This window comes from Gemmobacter caeni (genome assembly GCF_003054195.1).
Taxonomy (GTDB): Bacteria; Pseudomonadota; Alphaproteobacteria; order Rhodobacterales; family Rhodobacteraceae; genus Gemmobacter; species Gemmobacter caeni.
Genome location: NZ_QBKP01000019.1, coordinates 1 through 18,427, shown reverse-complemented (window position 1 = coordinate 18,427; position 18,427 = coordinate 1). Strand labels below are relative to the sequence as shown.

Sequence of the window (18,427 nt, the reverse complement as noted above, 5' to 3'; positions counted from 1 at the left end):
CCAAACTGGGCAAGCCCTGAAATTCCCTGCATCACAGGCATGTCTAATCCTTTCCAGAAAGACTTGGCCCGCAGCCTATGGCTGCGGGCCTGATTTCGTCAACGATTCCTGTGGTGTCACTCCTGGACGGTGACTTTCACCATGCGGTCGGGGGTGCTGACCGAACCGTTCGGCCCGTCACCCTTGCGGATCGCATCCACCACATCCATGCCCGAGATCACCCGGCCGACGACTGTATATTGCCCGTCCAGATGCGGCGCCGGGGCGAACATGATGAAGAACTGGCTGTTGGCCGAATTCGGGTCCATCGACCGCGCCATGCCGACAACGCCGCGATCAAACGGCACCGACGAGAACTCGGCCGGAAGGTCCGGCAGGTTCGAGCCGCCCATACCCGCCTGTGCGCTGCCACCGTTCTTGCCGAACTGCACGTCGCCGGTCTGCGCCATGAAGCCGTCAATGACGCGGTGGAAGACCACATCGTCATATTCGCCCGCTTTGGCCAGCGCCACGATCTGCGCCACATGCTTGGGCGCCACATCGGACAGCAGGTCCACCACGATCTCGCCCTTGGCCTGGCCATCGACGTCGATCACGAGGTTCGGGCCCGGCCCGTCGGTTTCGGCCAGAACGGGGGTGGCGGCCAGCAGCAGGGCCGCAATCAGGGCCTTAGGCGACATCGGCAGCCACCACGACCTTGATCATGCGGTCCGGGTTGGCCGGCGGCTCGCCACGCATGATCTTGTCGACATGTTCCATCCCCGAGATGACCCGGCCGTAAACGGTATACTGGCCGTTCAGGAAATGGTTGTCCTTGAAGTTGATGAAGAACTGGCTGTTGGCCGAATTCGGGTTCTGCGACCGTGCCGCGCCCAGCGTGCCCCGGTCATGCGGGAGCTTCGAAAACTCGGCCGGAAGGTCCGGAAGGTCCGAACCACCCGTCCCGGCGCGGCGCAGGTTGAAGTTGTTTTCCATATTGCCGTTTTCCACATCGCCCGACTGGGCCATGAAGCCCTCGATCACACGGTGGAAGCAGACGTTGTCATAGGCACCGGCGCGGGCCAGTTCCTTCATGCGCTCGCTGTGCTTCGGCGCGACATCGGGCAGCAGTGCGATCACCACGTCGCCGTCCTTCAGCGTCATGATGATGGTGTTTTCCGGGTCTTTGATCTCGGCCATCTCGGTCGGTCTCCTTCTATCCGGGGCGCAAGGTAATGGCGCGGGCGCGCAAGGGAAAGGGCAAACCCGCGTGATCGGTTGACGCGGCGCACGCTTCGGCGGAAAGAAGGGCAACCGCTTGCGAGGAGGCTCTGATGGCTTGGAAGACACTCGACGACATGGATCTGGCCGGCAAGACCGTGCTGACCCGCGTGGACATCAACGTGCCGATGGAGAACGGCGTGGTGACCGACGCGACCCGGATCGAGAAGATCGTGCCCACGGTGAAGGATATTCAGGCCCGGGGTGGCAAGGTCGTTCTGCTGGCGCATTTTGACCGGCCCAAGGGCAAGGTCGTGCCGGAAATGAGCCTTGGCCATGTGCAGGAGGCACTGGCGCAGGCTCTGGGTTGCAAGGTGGTCTTTGGCGCCGATTGCATGGGCGATGTGGCGAAGGCTGCCATTGCTGCCGCCAGCCCCGCCGATGTAGTGCTGCTGGAGAACACCCGTTTCCACGCCGGCGAGGAAAAGAATGACGCCGATCTGGCCAGGGCCATGGCGGAACTGGGCGATGTCTATGTGAACGACGCTTTTTCCGCCGCGCACCGGGCGCATGCCTCCACCGCCGGGATCGCGCATCTGCTGCCTTCCGCCGCGGGCCGGTTGATGGAGGCGGAGCTGCGCGCGCTTGAATCCGCGCTTGGCAAGCCGGTGCGGCCGGTGGTCGCGGTGGTGGGCGGTGCCAAGGTGTCGACCAAGCTTGACCTGCTGGGCAACCTTGTCTCGAAGGTCGATCATCTGGTGATCGGCGGCGGCATGGCCAATACCTTCCTCGTGGCCAAGGGCACCGAGGTCGGCAAGAGCCTCGCCGAACGCGACATGGCCGAGACCGCCCGCGCCATCATGGCCAAGGCCGGGGCGACGGGCTGCACCATCCACCTGCCGCTGGACGTGGTGGTCGCACGCGAATTCAAGGCGGGTGCCGCGAATGAAACCGTCGCGACCGATGCCTGCCCGGCCGATGCGATGATCCTCGACGCGGGCCCCGCGACGGTGGCGGCGCTGGAGACCGTGTTCGCGGATACGAAGACGCTGATCTGGAACGGCCCGCTGGGCGCCTTTGAAATCGAGCCTTTCGATGCCGCGACCAATGCCGCTGCGCGTTCGGTGGCCGCGCTGACAAAGGCGGGCAAGCTGGTGTCGGTGGCCGGGGGCGGCGATACGGTGGCGGCGCTGAACAAGGCGGGGGCTGCGGGCGACTTCAGCTTCATCTCCACCGCCGGGGGCGCCTTCCTCGAATGGATGGAGGGCAAGGAGCTGCCCGGCGTCGCCGCCCTGATGTGACGCCTCCGCCACCTCCCCTGCTCAGGTGATTGACAGGATCGGGGTGACTGCGCCAGCACTGCATACAGGCCCTGCCGGAGACCGGCGGGGCCTTTTTCGAATCCATATTCAAGGCATCGCCATGGCGCTTACGGGCTTCCCCAATTTCCCCACCTTTCCAAATGTCTGGCAGGGCACTGACCGCAACGAAAAGAAGAACGGCACCAAGGGTGTCGATCAGTATTTCGGCATGGATGGCAACGACACGCTGTATGGCGCGGGCGGCAATGACATCCTTGACGGCAACCGTGGCAACGACAAGCTTTATGGCGGTGCGGGGCACGACACGCTGACCATTCTGGGGTCGGATACGCTCAGCGGCGGCACGGGTTTCGACTTCTTCGAAGTGGTGGGCATCAAATATGACATGCGGCTGCCCTCGAACAGCTCGGTCATCACCGACTTCACCGCGAAAGGCGCCAGTCACGACATCCTGCAACTGGCGAATTTCAACTTCAAATGGAAGGATCGCGATGCCGACCTGTCGGACGGTTTCTCGTTCCAGCGCAAGGGCAAGGATACACTGATCACCGCCGAGGATGCGGGCGGCAATGTCTACAAAATCCTTGTGAAGAACGTGCTGCCCGGCGCGCTGACCACCAAGAATGTGCAGCTGATCGACAAACCGGACTTCGGCCTGGCCGCCGCGACCGAGGCTGGCGAGGACTGGACGGGAACCCGCAAGGCTGACAACCACCGGGGGGGCGCGGGGAATGATTTCATCATGGGGCGCGGCGGCAATGACACGCTGCTCGGGATGGGTGGCGACGATTCGCTGAATGGCGAAAAGGGCGCCGATCTGCTGCGCGGCGGGCGCGGCGACGACCGGCTGTATGTTTCGGGCGGGGACAATGCCTATGGCGGCGCCGGGTCCGACATGTTTGTCTTTGCCTCGCATGACCAGCTTCCCACCATGACCGATGCGGGCACCGGCCATGTCCGTGACTTCGACGCGGCCAAAGACCGTGTGGAACTGACCATGTTCGGACTGGACTGGGAGGGCCGCGACGCCGGGCTGGAAGACGGCTGGCAGCTGCGCAAGGTGTCGAATGGCTGGAGGGTGGATATTGCCGACGGGGATGCGGGCCGCATCTCTTTCGTGCTCCACACCACCGCCGAAGCGCTGGACGAAACCCATTTCGTCTTCGGTTTCGCCTGAAAGCAAACGGCCCGCCGGATCGGCGGGCCGATCAATCCGGTGCCGGTGGGCTCAGCCCAGCGGCATCTCGTCGCCAAGCATACGCAGCCGGTCAGCCAGCGTATCCAGATCGGTCCAGTTCAGCACGCGGATGGAATCGCGCCCAAAGTCGATGACGACATCGCCGCCCCGAACCTCGGCATAGGTATCCAGCAGGTCGCGTGCATTCTCCATCCCTTCCCAGCGCACCGCTGCGATGTAGATGGAATCATCGGCCGTCATATCGCCGATCACGTCCTGGCCGTTATGGGTGCCGAAGACGAAGGAATCCGCCCCGGCCCCGCCGCGCAGGCGGTCATTGCCGCGCCCGCCGTCCAGCACATCATCGCCCCCATTGCCCATCAGCATATCGCTGCCCCTGCCGCCCGACAGCGTATCGGCCCCGAAGCCGCCCGACAGCGTATCGTTGCCCGCATCGCCGCGAAGGTTGTCGAGACCGGCATTGCCCTGAATCAGATCATGGCCGAACCCGCCATGCAGCGAGTCATTGCCCTGAAGGCCGCGAAGGGTGTCATCACCGGCGAAACCGCGCAGGACATCGCGGAAGCCCGATCCGGTCATCGCGTCACCATCCGCAAACAGGAAGCGGAAAGCATCGAGACCGTTCGACCCGTCCAGCGCATCAACCAGATCCGCAGCAGACAGTTCAAGCCCCCGGATGCGCAGCACCGGATTGCCCAGCACCTGAAGGTCCAGGCCGGTCACGATGCCGGTGGCATCATTGGCGCCGTTGATCGTGTAGTCGCCGTCCAGCACAACCCGGTTGCCGCCCAGACGCAGCGACACATCCGTAGGATCAGCGGTGTTGAGGGTACCGAAAGCGGCATCGTCATAGCGCGACAGATCCAGTCCGCGCACGAGGAATTTGGTCGGTGCAAGGGTGACCATAACTTGAACTCCAATAATGGCACTTGGCCGGAAAACTTAACAAATCGTTAAATCTCCGCTGCAGCCGGGTCAAGAAAACCGGGATGAAGCGCGCGGTTTCTGCTCGGCCTTCCCGAACCGCGCAGCCGGCTCCGCGACAATCGCGAGCCCCGCCCCGTGATCTGCAATAAACCCGGAACAATCCGCCCGCAGCACGGCCGAATCGACCGTGCTGTGGGCCACTTGCAACAGTCACGCACGGACCGGGCCGGGGCGATTCACATAGTGATTCGGCTGTGTCATATTGGCCAAACCCTCCCGCCGAACGAGGAGGGACGAGGCAGATCGACCATGAATGCGCACCGCCCTTCCATTGGCAGCCTGATGATCTTCGCCCTGGCGCTGACGCTGGGCGGCTATTTTACCTTTGCCGCCGTGCAGGGCGATTACGGCGTGTTCCGCCGCGTGCAGATCAATGCCGAGGCCGAGGCGCTGATTGCCGAACGTGACCGGCTGCGCGCCGAACTGGCCGAATTGCAGAACCGCACCCTGCGCTTGTCCGACGCCTATCTGGATCTCGACCTGCTGGATGAGCAGCTGCGCGATGTGCTGGGATATGTCCGCGCCGACGAGCTGGTGATCCGCTAGGCCTTTGCCGAAATTTAAAGGCCAAGGGGCGGGCATCACCTGCCTGCGCTGACGCTGCGGCGGCAGGCCCTTCCGAAGACCGCCCTGTCCCGCCACACCGATCCCGCCTCGCCATTTTCACCCCTCGAACTGACGCCGCCGGCGCAAGGGCGCAGGGAAGTCCACGCCGCGGCGCGGCGAGAGTTTTACTTGCCAGACCCCTTATTTCTCCGATATTGTGCAGATAGTTTAATGCTGAACTATTTTGCCACATGGGAGGGAGCCGCATGGCCACCAAGAAGGCACCTGAGAGACCCAACGTCTCAAAAGAGGAACTTCTGAAATATTACCGTGAAATGCTGCTGATCCGCCGATTCGAGGAAAAGGCCGGGCAGCTTTACGGGATGGGGCTGATCGGCGGCTTCTGTCACCTGTATATCGGGCAGGAAGCGGTGGTCGTCGGGCTGGAGGCCGCGGCCAAGGAAGGCGACAAGCGCCTGACCTCGTATCGCGACCACGGACATATGCTGGCCTGCGGCATGGACCCGAAGGGCGTGATGGCCGAACTGACCGGGCGCATTGGCGGCTACTCCAAGGGCAAGGGCGGCTCGATGCACATGTTCAGCCGCGAGAAGCACTTCTACGGCGGGCATGGCATCGTGGGCGCGCAGGTGCCGCTGGGCGCCGGGCTTGCCTTCTCGGACTGGTACAAGGGCAATGACAACGTCACCTTCACCTATTTCGGCGATGGTGCGGCGAACCAGGGCCAGGTCTACGAGACCTACAACATGGCCGAGCTCTGGAACCTGCCGGTGATCTTCGTCATCGAGAACAACCAGTATGCCATGGGCACCAGCATGAAGCGCGCCACCAAATCGGTCACGCTTTATGGCCGGGGCGAGGCTTACGGCATTCCGGGCGAACAGGTCGACGGCATGGATGTGATGGCGGCGAAGGCAGCCGCCGAAAAGGCCGTGGCACACTGCCGGGCGGGCAAGGGCCCATATATCCTTGAAATGATGACCTACCGCTATCGCGGCCATTCGATGTCGGACCCGGCGAAATACCGGACCCGCGAGGAGGTCGAGAAGATCAAGACCGAGAAGGACTGCATCGAGCATGTCCGCGACCTGCTGACCCAGGGCGGCCTTGCATCGGATGATGAGCTGAAAGCCATCGACAAAGAGATCAAGGCCATCGTGAACGAGGCGGCCGAATTCTCGAAAGACAGCCCCGAACCGCCGCTCGACGAGCTGTGGACGGATATCTACGCATAAGGGAGGGGAAAGATGGCTACGCAAGTTCTTATGCCCGCGCTTTCTCCGACCATGGAGGAAGGCACGCTGGCCAAATGGCTGGTGAAGGAAGGCGATACGGTCAAATCCGGCCAGATCCTCGCCGAGATCGAAACCGACAAGGCCACCATGGAATTCGAGGCGGTGGATGAAGGCATCATCGGCAAGCTGCTGGTGGCCGAAGGCACGGCGGGCGTGAAGGTGAACACGCCCATCGCGGTGCTGGTCGAGGAAGGCGAAAGCGCGGATGCCGCCGTCGCGGCCCCTGCCCCCGCCGCAGCCGAGGCAGCCCCCGCCGCCGCGCCCGAGGCTGCACCGAAAGCTGCCCCCGTCGCTGCCGCGCCGGTGGCCGTGGTGTCCAAGGCCTCGCCCGACTGGGCCGAGGGCACGCCGGTGAAAACCATGACCGTGCGCGAGGCCCTGCGCGAGGCCATGGCCGAGGAAATGCGCCGCAGTGATGCGGTGTTCCTGATGGGCGAGGAAGTCGGTGAATATCAGGGCGCCTACAAGATCAGCCAGGGTCTGCTGGATGAGTTCGGCCCCAAGCGCGTGATTGACACGCCGATCACCGAACACGGCTTTGCGGGTATCGCCGTCGGCGCGGCCTGGGGCGGTCTGAACCCGATTGTCGAGTTCATGACCTTCAACTTCGCCATGCAGGCGATTGACCACCTGATCAACTCGGCCGCCAAGACGAACTACATGTCCGGCGGGCAGCTGGGCTGTCCCATCGTGTTCCGGGGTCCGAATGGCGCGGCGGCACGGGTCGCAGCACAGCACAGCCAGGATTACGCGGCATGGTATGCGGCAATCCCCGGCATGAAGGTGGTGATGCCCTATTCGGCGGCCGATGCGAAAGGTCTGCTGAAACAGGCAATCCGTGATCCGAACCCGGTGGTGTTCCTTGAAAACGAAATCCTATACGGCAAGTCCTTCGAAGTGCCGGATGTCGAGGATTTCACCATTCCCTTCGGCAAGGCCAGGATCTGGCGCGAAGGCACGGATGTCACCATCGTCAGCTTCGGCATCGGCATGACCTATGCGCTGGAGGCCGCCGACAAGCTGGCGGCCGAGGGCATCAGCGCCGAAGTGATCGACCTGCGCACGCTGCGCCCCATCGACTATGACACGGTGCTGGCTTCGGTGATGAAGACCAACCGCTGCGTCACGGTCGAGGAAGGCTTCCCTGTCGGCTCCATCGGCAACCACATCTCGGCGGTGATCATGCAGCGCGCGTTTGACTATCTGGACGCGCCGGTGATCAACCTCTGCGGCAAGGATGTGCCGATGCCCTATGCGGCCAACCTTGAGAAGCTCGCACTGGTGACGACCGCCGAAGTGGTCGAAGCCGTGAAATCCGTCTGCTATCGCTGAGGTGTGAGATGGCCATTCAAGTTCTGATGCCCGCCCTTTCGCCCACGATGGAAGAGGGCACGCTGGCCAAATGGCTGGTGAAGGAAGGCGACGAGGTGAAATCCGGTCAGGTGCTCGCCGAGATCGAAACCGACAAGGCCACGATGGAATTCGAGGCCGTGGATGAAGGCGTGATCGGCAAGATCCTGATCGCGGAAGGCAGCGCGGGGGTGAAGGTGAACACCCCCATCGCCGTGCTGCTGGAAGAAGGCGAGGATGCCTCGGCCGCTGCGGCGCCTGCGCCCAAGGCGGAAAGCGCCGCGCCTGCGGCGGCTCCGGCGGCAGCTGCGCCTGCTGCGGCCCCAGCCCCTGCGGCGCCGGTCGCTTCTGGCGGCGCGCGGGTGTTTGCCTCGCCGCTGGCCCGTCGCATCGCTGCGGAAAAGGGTCTGGACCTGAGCGCGGTCAAGGGGTCCGGCCCGCATGGCCGGATCGTCAAGGCGGATGTGGAAGGTGCCGCGGCAGCCCCGAAAGCTGCCGCCCCGGCTGCGGCTGCGACACCTGCCGCTGCGGCGGCCCCGGCCCCGGCTGCTGCGCCGGCAGCGCCTTCGGCGGATGCGGTGAAGAAGCTTTATGCAGATCGCGCCTACGAGGAAGTGCCGCTGGACGGGATGCGCCGCACCATCGCCGCACGTCTGACCGAAGCCAAGCAGACCATCCCGCATTTCTACCTGCGCCGCGAAGTGCAGCTGGATACGCTGATGGCCTTCCGCGAGCAGCTGAACAAGTCGCTGGAAGGACGCGGGGTGAAGCTGAGCGTCAATGACTTCATCATCAAGGCCTCGGCGCTGGCGCTGCAAAAGGTGCCGGATTGCAATGCGGTTTGGGCGGGCGACCGCATCCTAAAGATGAAGCCCTCGGATGTGGCGGTGGCCGTGGCCATCGACGGCGGTCTGTTCACCCCGGTTCTGAAGGATGCCGACAAGAAATCGCTGTCGGCCCTTTCGGCCGAGATGAAGGATCTGGCGGCGCGGGCGAAATCGAAGAAGCTGGCCCCGCATGAATATCAGGGTGGCAGCTTCGCGATTTCCAACCTCGGGATGATGGGGGTCGAGAATTTCGACGCCGTGATCAACCCGCCGCATGGCTCGATCCTCGCGGTCGGCGCGGGCGTGAAGAAGCCGGTGGTCAACAAGGCGGGAGAGATCGTGGTGGCCACCATGATGTCGATGACGCTTTCGGTGGATCACCGCGTGATCGACGGCGCGCTGGGGGCCGAGTTCCTCAAGGCGCTGATCGAGAACCTCGAAAACCCGATGATGATGCTGGCCTGACAGCCAGCACCGCAATGCAAAAGGCCCCGGAGCGATCCGGGGCCTTTTCGTTTCCGCTTGCGACCTGGTTCAGCAGTCGCAGTCCTTCAGGATCTGGTTCATGCTGACGGCGGGCTGCGAACACCCCGCTTCCCCCACCACCTTGGCCGGAACGCCTGCGACGGTCGTGCAGGGCGGCACGTCCTGCAACACCACCGACCCCGCCGCGATGCGCGAGCAATGGCCGATGCTGATATTGCCCAGCACCTTGGCTCCCGCCCCGATCAGCACGCCGTCGCCGATCTTGGGATGACGGTCGCCGTCTTCCTTGCCCGTCCCGCCCAGCGTCACGGAATGCAGCATGGATACGTTGTCGCCCACCACTGCCGTTTCACCGATCACGATGGAATGGGCGTGGTCGATCATGATGCCGCGCCCGATGCGGGCTGCGGGATGAATGTCGACGCCAAAGACCTCGGACACCCGCATCTGCACAAAATAGGCCATGTCTGCCCGGCCCTGCCCCCAGAGCCAATGGCCCACGCGATAGGCCTGCACCGCCTGATAGCCCTTGAAGAACAGCATGGGCTGCAAATAGCGATGGCAGGCGGGGTCACGGTCGAACACCGCTACCAGATCGGCCCGCGCCGCCTGCCCCAGCGCCGGATCGGCGGCATAGGCGGTATCCGCGATCTCGCGCAGCAGCTGTTCACTCATCTCGCCGCTGGCGAGTTTCAGCGAAAACCGATAGGCGAGCGCACGTTCCATCGTCGGATGGTGCAGCAGGCTGGAATGAACCAGCCCGCCCAGAAGCGGTTCTGCCGCGACCGCCGCCAGCGCCTCTTCGCAGACACGCGACCACACCGGATCAACCGGGGTGAGCTTTGCTCGGGTCTCTGCCATCGGGAACTCCATCATTCAGATCTCGAACGGCATTATAGGCGATTTTCCTCCGCATTCCAGACGTCACCCGTCCATGCGATCATACCAGCGCAGCAAGCGGCCCAGCGTCAGGGTCAGTGCCGCCAGAAACAGGCGATCCGAGGGGTGGGCCTCGTGCCGCAAGGGGCACAGCATGGCCCGCGACATCAGGCTGCCGTCACCAAGGCCCGGATGCATCCGGCCAAGGCGTTTGACGATGCGATGTGCCATATGTGCTTCGGCAATCAGCCTGTCGGCCAGCGGCCTCCATTCGGCAGGGGGCCGCGCCATCAGCGCCCGCGCGGCCGCATGCAGATCTCCGGGAAGAATCGCACGCACTACAGCGTAACCTCCAGACTTGCTGCGGGTCCGGCACCAAAACTGGCGGACAATTGCGCAACACGCAGCAGCACCGTGGCGGTAGCGCCATCAGCAGATTGCATCGCGCCAGTATAGACCCAGCCGGGCGCCGAGCAACGATCCTCACGCAGAAGCACCGCCCCTTGCCAGAGCTGCACGAGGTAATCCTCGCGCTCCTCCCCCATGGGCACGTCGGCGGCCTGCCAGCTGTCCCCGTCGATCCGGCTGCGGCGCACCCAGGTGAACGCCAGATCCCCCGCCTGTCGCTGCTCCTTCAGGTGACAGGGCGCATAGGGACGCAGGCCCACACCCGTGAAAGCCGCCACCCGATGCGTGACCGTCGGATGGTCATACCCCCGTGCGGCGACACCAATCCGGTAGTGCCGCTCCAGCCCGCGCAGGCTGGGCGGCAGGTCGATCTGCGCCAGCGCCCCGTCCAGCAGAACGATCTGGCTGCCGATGGGCCATTCACCGGGCATCACGCCGTCGGTGCCCGCCTGCCCGCGCAGCCGCATCCGCAGCTCGTAGGTCATCGGCGCCACAAGCTGCGCTTCGGTGAACTGAAACACCTCCCAGTTGCCGCTGTCCGGATCACCGATGGCCATGGCGTTGGCCCCGCCCAGCACCCTGCGCGGCCCGGCCGAAATCAGATGCCCCGAGCTCAGCCGCACCCGCAACCCCGCGCCGCGATCCCAGCGCCCGGCAGGCGCGCGCGCCAGCACCGTTTCGGTCCGCCCGATTGTGGCACTCCGGTTGAGAGTGGTGTTCAGCGCATAGCCCGCATCCTCCGCCGCCGACCACAGCGCGACCGTTCCCGGCCAGGGCCGACCGCCCACAGCCAGATGCGGCGCCCCGGGAACCTCAGAGCCTGTCAGCAGCGGCAGGTCGAGAAACACCGGATAAACCGGCAGCGGCGCCAGATATGCACGGGGCTCCGGAATTTCCTCGGCATGGGGCGCAGGCAGGTACATCCCGCGTTCCGTGCGCACACCTTCGGCCATCAGAACATCACCATGTTCCAGCCGGTCGATGCGGTAGTCTGCCCCAGCAACCCGCGCGACCTCGCCCACGCGCAACGCCATGGCCGAGCGTGGCAGTGCGAAACGCAGGGTATCGCGCGCCACCTGCGCCTCGGCCAGCCAGCGTTCGGCGATGGCAGCACCCTCGGCCCGCGTCAAAACCAGCGGCAGATCGGATTGCGCCACCGTCGGCACCGCATCCCCCGGCGCCACGGCCCCCGCCTGTCGCGACGCAAAATCACCATCGGCCTCGGTAAAGCCCAGCATCACCCGCCCGGCACTCTCCGGCTCGGGGCTGCGGCTGGTCTCCACCGGCCCAGACAGATCGGCCGAAACCGCGAGGCGATCCGTTGCGAATGCCGCCCCCATCTGCCCGTCGCGCATGCGAAACACCAGCTTACCGCCCTGATCCGTCGCATCAAACCCGTAGGCCAGCATCAGCGGTTGCAAGGCCGCGCGGGCCGATCCGATCTCGGTCAGGTAAAAGCCCCGCACCACGCCGACCAGATCAGAGACATCGAAATCCGTCAGCCCTGCGCGCTCGCAAATCTCGGCCACAACTGCCGCAAGCCGCTGCCCGGCCATGCGCCCGGTGATCCAGTGGCCACGCGCGTAATTGCCACCATCGTTCCAGACGCTCGCCACCGCCGGAAAGGCCGGATAGGGCCGTGCATCCCAGGCCCAGACATGCGACCGCGCCGTATCAAGCATCGGCCCGTCATAGAGCGCAGAGCGCGGGTTATGATCCGGGTCGGTCCAGTATTCATGAAAGGCCAGCAGATAGTGCATCTGCATCAGATCGTCGCGCCGCCCGGTGGAAAACTTCGGCAGCACGGATTCCGAAGATTTCGGGTCCAGAAACTTGTTCGGCTGGTTAGTGCCCTTGTCGATGGCCGCACAGCCAGATGCGCCGCTCCAGCCGCTCCAGCGCACCGTCGATCTGCGTCAGCCGGTATTCCAGCGCACTCCACCGCTCCTCCGCGACCCGCTCGTTCGCCTCGATCCGCGCCGCGGCCGCATCGAAACTGTCGTAAAGATAGCGCGACCCGCCCGAGGCCCGCTCGCGCCCGCTCATTCCTCCTCCACCAGCCGTGGCAGCCCCAGGATCGCCCGCTTTTCGGCCTGCGTCAGGAAATCAGCCGCCCCGACCCGCGCCCATTGCTGGTCACGCTCCACCGCCAGCGCCGGCACCTGATCCAGATCGGGGCGCAGCTCCACCGCCTCGCCGGTGAAGCCTGCCAGCCAATGCGACACCGCCGCCGTGACCTTGCCCACCAGCGGCAGCACCGTCAGCCGATAGAAGGCGCGGTTCGCCTCCTGATAATTCGCATAGGTCGCGTCGCCCGGAATCCCGATCAGCATGGGCGGCACCCCGAAGGCGATTGCGATTTCCCGCGCCGCTGCCTCCTTGGTCTTCTGGAACTCCATGTCGCTGGGCGAAAACCCCATCGGCTTCCAGTCCAGCCCGCCCTCCAGCAGCATCGGCCGCCCGGCATTGCGCGCGCCCTGATGGTTCGCCTCGATCTCGGTCACCAGCCGGTCATATTGATCGGGGCTCAGCACCGCCTGCCCGTCGCCCCCCTTGTAGACGATGGCCCCCGAGGGCCGCGCCGCATTGTCCAGCAGCGCCTTCGACCAGGCACTCGCCGCCGAATGCACATCCAGCGCCACCGCCGCCGCCTGCATCGGCGCGAAACCGTAATGGTCGTCCTGCGGATGGAAGCTGCGGATATGGCAGACCGGCACCACCTCCCCCGTCATGTCGAACCGATGCACCCGGCCGCCGACTGTATAGTCATAGGCGACAGGCCAGCCATCCGCCCCCGGCACAAGGCTCATCCGGTCGGAACGCAGCACATGCAATTCGCCCGGCATCCGCCCCGCGCCCGGCACCGCCTCCAGATAGGCGTTGCCCGACAGCAGCAACTGCGCATAGACCGCCTCAAACAGATCCGCCCGCCCCTGCGCCGGATTGGGCCGCCGCACCAGATCCAGCACCGGGTGCTGCTCATAGCGCCGCTCGGCATCCTGCAAGACCAGAGGCAGCGCCGCCGCCGCCTCGGCGATCAGCTTCACCGCGCGAAACCCCACCGGATTGCCCTGAAAGCCGTTGCGCACAAGGCTCACCGTATCCCGCGCGCTCCAGACCGACCGGCCCGAAAGCCCGAAGGCCACCACCCGCCCCGTGGCCGAGGCTTTCTGCTCCGGCGCCACCCTTTCGGCGCGCCGCAGGAAATCGAACACCATCCCGCTCTCCTTCATCCGGGCAACAGCCCACCATGCCCGCACGCCAGCGCGCGAGACCCGGAGCCTCTTGCTTCTTGTCCAAATACTCCCGCCGGAGGCGCCTACAGCCGCCGCACCTGCGGGCTGGCCTGCCGCTGCGCAGGCTCCACCATCAGCGCGGTCAGCGCCCAGACCAGCGCGTCCACCCGGTCGGGCGAGCCACGGCCTTCATACCCCCGCGCCGTCATCCGGCACATCTGATCCTCCACCTGCGCCATGGCCTCGCGGTCATAATAGAAGGTCAGGATCGCATAGCAGAGGCCGGTGCCGACCATATCGGCGGTCCAGGGCCGGTCAGGATGCGTGCCATATCTGGCCAGCAGCATCGGATCGGCGGCGGTCTGGCTGCCGTCGTAATACCTGATCCAGGCATGGCCCTCGTAATCGCCGAGGATCGGCAGGCCGTAGCCGACATAGTAAACGTTGAAAACGTCGACATTGATGTCGTGGCAAGTCAAGTGGAGACATAGCTACATGCTTGCGGCCGCGATGTTCCCAAGTATTGAGCGTTCGGCCATATTGATGGGGAATATAGTGCGCTAAGGTGTTGCGATGGCGATTTTCGATATCGAAAAGGATGACTTGCTTCGGCTGTCTGACGCTCTTCTGGAAGAGTTGATTGCAAGGTTGGCCGAAGCAGAGATTGCTACACATGGGCATAGTCCAGCAGGTGTCAGTTGGTCGGGCTCGATCAAGGCGCCTGACGAGGGCATTGACATCCATGTGCAAGTAAATACTCCCGAACTGGACACAGGCTTCCTCAGTCGCCCAAACACGATCCTCCAATCCAAGAAGGACACGATGCCAAAATCTGCAATCTCAAAAGAGATGCAGAAGGATGGCAAACTCAATGCAGCCATCTCAAACCAAGCGAAGATCGGCGGCAGCTATATCATGGTGAGCCTTGCTGACGATTGCTCACCGCCCATGAAGAAGGATCGCCTTGATGCGATGCGGGCAGCTGTCGCAAATGATCCGAACAAAGACCAGATCCACTTGGACTTCTTTGACCGCTCGAAACTGGCTCAGTGGATACGACAGCACGCATCGGTTCTGCTCTGGGTGAAAGGCAAACTCGGCCAAGGCTATTCGGGTTGGCAACCATATGGAGCCTAGAGCAACCCACCGAAAGGGTCACAGGACACGCTCATCTCGGCCCCGGGTGTTATTGTCCACCTGCCGACGGAACGTGACCAAAAGTTTTCAATCGAAGACGCCATCGAACCAATGCGTCGTCTCATACGCACATCGAACAAGGCAATCCGCGTCACGGGACTTTCCGGTGTCGGAAAGACAAGGATTGTTCAAGCACTCTTCGAAGAAAACGTGGGAAGCGACCCTCTCGACAGAACGATTGCCGTCTACGTCGACACCGGAGAGGCCCCAGACCCTTCAGCATCCGCGATGCTGGATCGGCTGATTGCTGAAGGGCGTCGGGCGGTGATGGTCCTCGATAACTGCCGTTCCGATCTGCACTCTGCATTAGCAAGCAAGGTGTCGGCTGGAAGTGGTGATGTCAGCCTGATCACAGTTGAATATGATATCAGGGACAACAAGCCACAGACCACAGAGGTCATTCACATCGAAGCTCACGGACCAGACGTTGCCGAGGAGCTATTGTTGCGACGGTTTCCAGAAATCGGCCAGGGAAACGCACGAAAGGTAGCTGAATTTGCTGATGGAAATGCCAGAGTAGCCTTGGCCATCGCAGAGCAGGTTGAACACGGCGAAAGCCTTGCTCAGCTAACAGCCGCCGACTTGTTTGACCGAATTTTCCAACAGCGGAAAGGGCAAGATGGCGATCTGCGCGAACAGGCCGAAACACTTGCTCTAGTATATTCCTTCTCAGTGTCTGATCCCGAGGTCGGTCAGAATGAGTTGGATATCATGGGCACACTTTCAGGCCACTCGAGGGCGCAATTGTATCGAACTGTGACGAAGCTTGCAGAGCGCCATGTAGTGCAAAAGAGAGCGCATTGGAGGGCAATCCTTCCGCATGCTGTTGCCAACAGGCTTGCTGGTTCGGCGCTTGAAAGCATTCCTGTTGACACTCTGAGATCGACGTTTGAAGCGCCCGGGAACAGTCGGCTTCTTGTGTCGTTCGCACACAGGCTTGGCCTTATGCACGATCATCCTGTGGCAGAGAAAATTGTCAAATCATGGCTCCAGCCTGACAGCCTCTTAGGGAGTATCTTGGACCTTGATGACAACGGATCGAAAATACTCGGTTATGTCGGCCCCGTCGCGCCAGATATGCTGCTAGACCGGATCGAAGCCGAGCTTATGGTTCCAGATTTCCGGGGCCTAGAGCCGAAATATAACCCTCGAAGAACCACTATCCTCAATCTGCTTCGCTCCTTGGCATATGAACCAAATGCGTTTGATCGCTGCATGTCGCTTTTGCTCCACATTGCAGACCATGAAGACGAAAACAACAACTATGATGCCGTCAGGAACAAGATTGCAGAGTTCTTCCAACCCTATCTATCCGGCACGCACGCTTCATTGCAACAGCGCCTTGCCATTGTTGAGAAGTGCTTGAGTGCTCATGATTTGGCGCGGCGTTCTTTGGGAAGCAAATTGCTCTCAAGCGCACTGGATGGCCCCCCTTGGACTAGCCGCGGGCTCAATGAGTTCGGGGCGCGTCCAAGGGACTACGGTTATCGACCAGATCATGATCAACTTGTCGAGTGGCGCAATGCCTTTATTGGTCTGGCTGTGCGACTTGCAAATTCAGATGACAATGACCTCAAAGGCCGAGCACGGTTAGCTCTGGCCAACAAGTTTCGTGGGTTGTGGCGCGATGAGGCAATACGTGACCAGTTGATCGAAGCAGCAAGAAAAATCAATGATCACCAGTCATGGGTTGAAGGTTGGAAAGCCGTCCGGTCTGTAATCTATTTCGATCATACTAGGCAGAAGGACGAACTTGAGCCCGAGCCGCTTCCTCAATGCCTCGCCGATTTAAACCGGGACTTGGAGCCTCGTAACCTGATCGCAAAGATCAAAACATATGTTCTGGATAAAAGGCATGACTGCTGGACGCTTGATGATGATTTCGACGATAGCAGCGACCAAAAATATAGCAATGCTTTCGAGCGGCTAGTAGCCAAGGCTTCGGACTTAGGCGCGAGCTTCGCAGCGTCAGAACATCAACTTGAAGAATTGGGTTCCGAGATTTTCTCTAGTGAACATATGAGTTATCGCAAGGCCTTCGGGGTCGGCCTTGCGAAGGGAGCCCTCAACCATCGTGAGTGTTGGAGAGATTTACTCGAACACCTCGCTAGGTCATCCGATTCGAACCATGACTTTTCGGTCATTGGAGGCTTCATCGAGGGGGTTGCTATCCATGACACTCAGCTGTCGAGAGAGCTACTAGAGCGGAAACACCACGCGGCGGAACAGCCGCAGCCCGTGCGCGCCAAGGTTTTGCGCCGCTTCTTCCATCGAACGGTCAATGTTGCGCAGGCTGGCCGACAGGTTGATCAGGATGAAGGGGAAGTAATGGATCGACTGCACGAGGGTCACACCGTTCAGCCCCTCCATGAAGGGAATGGTAAAGCCCAGGTGCTGCCGCAGCAGCAGATTGATCGTGCCATTGCGCCCGAAGATCAGCTGCATCGCCACCGCGCCGACGAAGGGCGGCATGATCAGCGGGATGAAGCCAAGGCTCTGGATCAGGGCCGAGCCGCCGAAGTTGAACCGCGTGGTGATATAGGCCAGCGGCAGCGCGATCACCGTCGCCACCACCACCGACATGGCCGAGACGTAGAAGGAATTGACAAAGCTCTCGCGGAACAGCGCCGTGGCGAAGAAATCACCGAAATTCTGAAGCGTCAGCGCGCCGGTCGCCGGGTTCTGGAAGGCGACATGGATGACCTGAAGCACCGGGAAGATCAGGAAACCGATCAGGAAGATGGCGAGGAAGACGCCGGTCAGCGCGATGGGGCTGAGGCGCGGAAACAGGAAGGTGGGAAGCCGGTCGGCAAGCGTCTGCCGTCCCGTGCCCGTGGCGGGTCTGTGGCTCATGGGGGTGGTCCTGCTGGAAAGGGTGCGTGGTGCCGCCGGGGGCGGCCGCACCACGCTGACGGGCGCCGCGGGGCCCTACTTTCCGCGGCGCCGGTTCGGGCATCACATGCCGGCGGCTTTTTCCGCCAGTTCACGGGCCTTGGCGTAATTGGCCACGACCATCGCATCCCATTGTTGTTCAAGCTCGGCCTGGCGCTGGCCGATCTCGTCGCCCTGTTCCTTGCGGACTTTGGTGAAGGCGCCTGCAAAGGCCGGGTCGAGGCTTTGTTCCTCGGTGATCGGCATGGCCTCGATCAGCTTGCGCGCCTCGGCGATCAGCGCCTTGGCCTCGGCATTGTCGCTGTCCGCATGCTTTTCTTCGGCCAGTTGTACTGCGCGTACGGCGGCGCGCAGATCGTCCAGCCGGTAGGTGACCATCACGTCGAACAGCGAGCTGACGACGTAGTAACGCGCGCCCGATTTATCGACATCAAACTTCACCGCCGCACCGATGGAATTGTCGGTGAACGGATTCGGCAACCCTTCAGCCTGCATTCCCCAAGTGGCGTGTCGTTTGAGGTGAAGATCGCCTGTATCCGAGCGCTAGACAAGGATTTTCTGCCGCAAGCGGCACCTGCGGTCG

The 18,427-nt window shown here is 62.7% G+C and carries 17 protein-coding genes and 1 pseudogene; 7 read left to right on the top strand and 11 right to left on the bottom strand.

The annotated features are described in order from the left end of the window. Positions 1–116 precede the first annotated feature (116 nt). Together C8N34_RS21150 and C8N34_RS21145 are read right to left on the bottom strand one after the other, a co-directional pair. Positions 117–680: a peptidylprolyl isomerase gene (locus C8N34_RS21150; protein WP_108130401.1), complete on the bottom strand. Its 564-nt coding sequence runs from the start codon at positions 678–680 to the stop codon at positions 117–119. Beyond that, positions 670–1,179, bottom strand: a complete 510-nt coding sequence (locus C8N34_RS21145; protein ID WP_054300988.1) for a peptidylprolyl isomerase — start codon at positions 1,177–1,179, stop codon at positions 670–672. Before C8N34_RS21145 ends, C8N34_RS21150 begins: the two co-directional genes overlap by 11 nt. Before the next feature lie 134 nt (positions 1,180–1,313). On the opposite strand from C8N34_RS21145, the gene C8N34_RS21140 reads away from it, so the two are divergent. Together C8N34_RS21140 and C8N34_RS27190 are read left to right on the top strand one after the other, a co-directional pair. Then, entirely contained in the window at positions 1,314–2,501 is a 1,188-nt protein-coding gene (locus C8N34_RS21140) for a phosphoglycerate kinase (protein WP_108130400.1), read from the top strand. 121 nt (positions 2,502–2,622) lie between these two features. After that, complete coding sequence (locus C8N34_RS27190; RefSeq protein WP_108130399.1) at positions 2,623–3,699, top strand: calcium-binding protein; 1,077 nt, start codon at positions 2,623–2,625, stop codon at positions 3,697–3,699. Positions 3,700–3,750: 51 nt separating this feature from the next. Here the strand turns inward: C8N34_RS27190 and C8N34_RS21130 are convergent, their stop codons facing one another. Continuing rightward, positions 3,751–4,626 (bottom strand): calcium-binding protein, encoded by an 876-nt coding sequence (locus tag C8N34_RS21130; RefSeq protein ID WP_108130398.1) that lies wholly within the window; start codon positions 4,624–4,626, stop codon positions 3,751–3,753. Positions 4,627–4,956: 330 nt separating this feature from the next. Here C8N34_RS21130 and C8N34_RS21125 point away from each other — a divergent pair, with 330 nt between their 5' ends. The 4 genes from C8N34_RS21125 to C8N34_RS21110 all read left to right on the top strand — a co-directional run bounded on the left by C8N34_RS21125 (position 4,957) and on the right by C8N34_RS21110 (position 9,211). Next, entirely contained in the window at positions 4,957–5,253 is a 297-nt protein-coding gene (locus C8N34_RS21125) for an FtsB family cell division protein (RefSeq protein ID WP_054300992.1), read from the top strand. A gap of 266 nt (positions 5,254–5,519) precedes the next feature. Further along, complete coding sequence (gene pdhA, locus C8N34_RS21120) at positions 5,520–6,509, top strand: pyruvate dehydrogenase (acetyl-transferring) E1 component subunit alpha (protein WP_108130397.1); 990 nt, start codon at positions 5,520–5,522, stop codon at positions 6,507–6,509. Positions 6,510–6,521: 12 nt separating this feature from the next. Further along, complete coding sequence (locus tag C8N34_RS21115; protein ID WP_108130396.1) at positions 6,522–7,901, top strand: pyruvate dehydrogenase complex E1 component subunit beta; 1,380 nt, start codon at positions 6,522–6,524, stop codon at positions 7,899–7,901. An 8-nt stretch (positions 7,902–7,909) separates the two neighbouring features. Beyond that, positions 7,910–9,211, top strand: a complete 1,302-nt coding sequence (locus C8N34_RS21110) for a pyruvate dehydrogenase complex dihydrolipoamide acetyltransferase (protein WP_108130395.1) — start codon at positions 7,910–7,912, stop codon at positions 9,209–9,211. Positions 9,212–9,280: 69 nt separating this feature from the next. On the opposite strand, the gene cysE is transcribed toward C8N34_RS21110, so the two are convergent. The 6 genes and pseudogenes from cysE to C8N34_RS21080 all read right to left on the bottom strand — a co-directional run. Then, positions 9,281–10,093: a serine O-acetyltransferase gene (cysE, locus tag C8N34_RS21105; RefSeq protein ID WP_054304651.1), complete on the bottom strand. Its 813-nt coding sequence runs from the start codon at positions 10,091–10,093 to the stop codon at positions 9,281–9,283. 63 nt (positions 10,094–10,156) lie between these two features. Then, on the bottom strand, positions 10,157–10,450 hold the full coding sequence (locus tag C8N34_RS21100; RefSeq protein WP_054304649.1) for a DUF7742 family protein: 294 nt from the start codon (positions 10,448–10,450) through the stop codon (positions 10,157–10,159). After that, on the bottom strand, positions 10,450–12,423 hold the full coding sequence (locus tag C8N34_RS21095; RefSeq protein ID WP_108130394.1) for a baseplate megatron protein TIM-barrel domain-containing protein: 1,974 nt from the start codon (positions 12,421–12,423) through the stop codon (positions 10,450–10,452). The genes C8N34_RS21100 and C8N34_RS21095 overlap by 1 nt, the downstream gene beginning before the upstream one ends. Continuing rightward, entirely contained in the window at positions 12,365–12,565 is a 201-nt protein-coding gene (locus tag C8N34_RS21090; protein ID WP_108130393.1) for a GTA head formation protein, RCAP_rcc01685 family, read from the bottom strand. The genes C8N34_RS21095 and C8N34_RS21090 overlap by 59 nt, the downstream gene beginning before the upstream one ends. After that, the gene (locus C8N34_RS21085) at positions 12,562–13,737 is read right to left on the bottom strand and encodes a phage portal protein (RefSeq protein ID WP_108130392.1); all 1,176 of its coding nucleotides are present in this window, start codon (positions 13,735–13,737) and stop codon (positions 12,562–12,564) included. The genes C8N34_RS21090 and C8N34_RS21085 overlap by 4 nt, the downstream gene beginning before the upstream one ends. 101 nt (positions 13,738–13,838) lie before the next feature. After that, positions 13,839–13,994 (bottom strand): annotated as a pseudogene (locus C8N34_RS21080) (ATP-binding protein); the annotation flags it as partial. A 334-nt stretch (positions 13,995–14,328) separates the two neighbouring features. Here C8N34_RS21080 and C8N34_RS26690 point away from each other — a divergent pair. Then, positions 14,329–14,892 (top strand): hypothetical protein, encoded by a 564-nt coding sequence (locus tag C8N34_RS26690; RefSeq protein WP_199750739.1) that lies wholly within the window; start codon positions 14,329–14,331, stop codon positions 14,890–14,892. 2,259 nt (positions 14,893–17,151) lie between these two features. On the opposite strand, the gene C8N34_RS21070 is transcribed toward C8N34_RS26690, so the two are convergent. Further along, positions 17,152–17,805: an ABC transporter permease gene (locus C8N34_RS21070; protein ID WP_244910753.1), complete on the bottom strand. Its 654-nt coding sequence runs from the start codon at positions 17,803–17,805 to the stop codon at positions 17,152–17,154. A gap of 102 nt (positions 17,806–17,907) precedes the next feature. Beyond that, complete coding sequence (locus C8N34_RS21065) at positions 17,908–18,324, bottom strand: hypothetical protein (RefSeq protein ID WP_145693820.1); 417 nt, start codon at positions 18,322–18,324, stop codon at positions 17,908–17,910. Between the last annotated feature and the right edge of the window lie 103 nt (positions 18,325–18,427).

Excerpts from the sequence above, each read along its gene's own strand:
- C8N34_RS21150 (WP_108130401.1), bottom strand. The coding sequence starts at position 680 with ATGTCGCCTAAGGCCCTGATTGCGGCCCTGCTGCTGGCCGCCACCCCC.
- C8N34_RS21145 (WP_054300988.1), bottom strand. The coding sequence starts at position 1,179 with ATGGCCGAGATCAAAGACCCGGAAAACACCATCATCATGACGCTGAAG.
- C8N34_RS21140 (WP_108130400.1), top strand. The coding sequence starts at position 1,314 with ATGGCTTGGAAGACACTCGACGACATGGATCTGGCCGGCAAGACCGTG.
- C8N34_RS27190 (WP_108130399.1), top strand. The coding sequence starts at position 2,623 with ATGGCGCTTACGGGCTTCCCCAATTTCCCCACCTTTCCAAATGTCTGG.
- C8N34_RS21130 (WP_108130398.1), bottom strand. The coding sequence starts at position 4,626 with ATGGTCACCCTTGCACCGACCAAATTCCTCGTGCGCGGACTGGATCTG.
- C8N34_RS21125 (WP_054300992.1), top strand. The coding sequence starts at position 4,957 with ATGAATGCGCACCGCCCTTCCATTGGCAGCCTGATGATCTTCGCCCTG.
- pdhA (WP_108130397.1), top strand. The coding sequence starts at position 5,520 with ATGGCCACCAAGAAGGCACCTGAGAGACCCAACGTCTCAAAAGAGGAA.
- C8N34_RS21115 (WP_108130396.1), top strand. The coding sequence starts at position 6,522 with ATGGCTACGCAAGTTCTTATGCCCGCGCTTTCTCCGACCATGGAGGAA.
- C8N34_RS21110 (WP_108130395.1), top strand. The coding sequence starts at position 7,910 with ATGGCCATTCAAGTTCTGATGCCCGCCCTTTCGCCCACGATGGAAGAG.
- cysE (WP_054304651.1), bottom strand. The coding sequence starts at position 10,093 with ATGGCAGAGACCCGAGCAAAGCTCACCCCGGTTGATCCGGTGTGGTCG.
- C8N34_RS21090 (WP_108130393.1), bottom strand. The coding sequence starts at position 12,565 with ATGAGCGGGCGCGAGCGGGCCTCGGGCGGGTCGCGCTATCTTTACGAC.
- C8N34_RS21085 (WP_108130392.1), bottom strand. The coding sequence starts at position 13,737 with ATGGTGTTCGATTTCCTGCGGCGCGCCGAAAGGGTGGCGCCGGAGCAG.
- C8N34_RS26690 (WP_199750739.1), top strand. The coding sequence starts at position 14,329 with ATGGCGATTTTCGATATCGAAAAGGATGACTTGCTTCGGCTGTCTGAC.
- C8N34_RS21070 (WP_244910753.1), bottom strand. The coding sequence starts at position 17,805 with ATGAGCCACAGACCCGCCACGGGCACGGGACGGCAGACGCTTGCCGAC.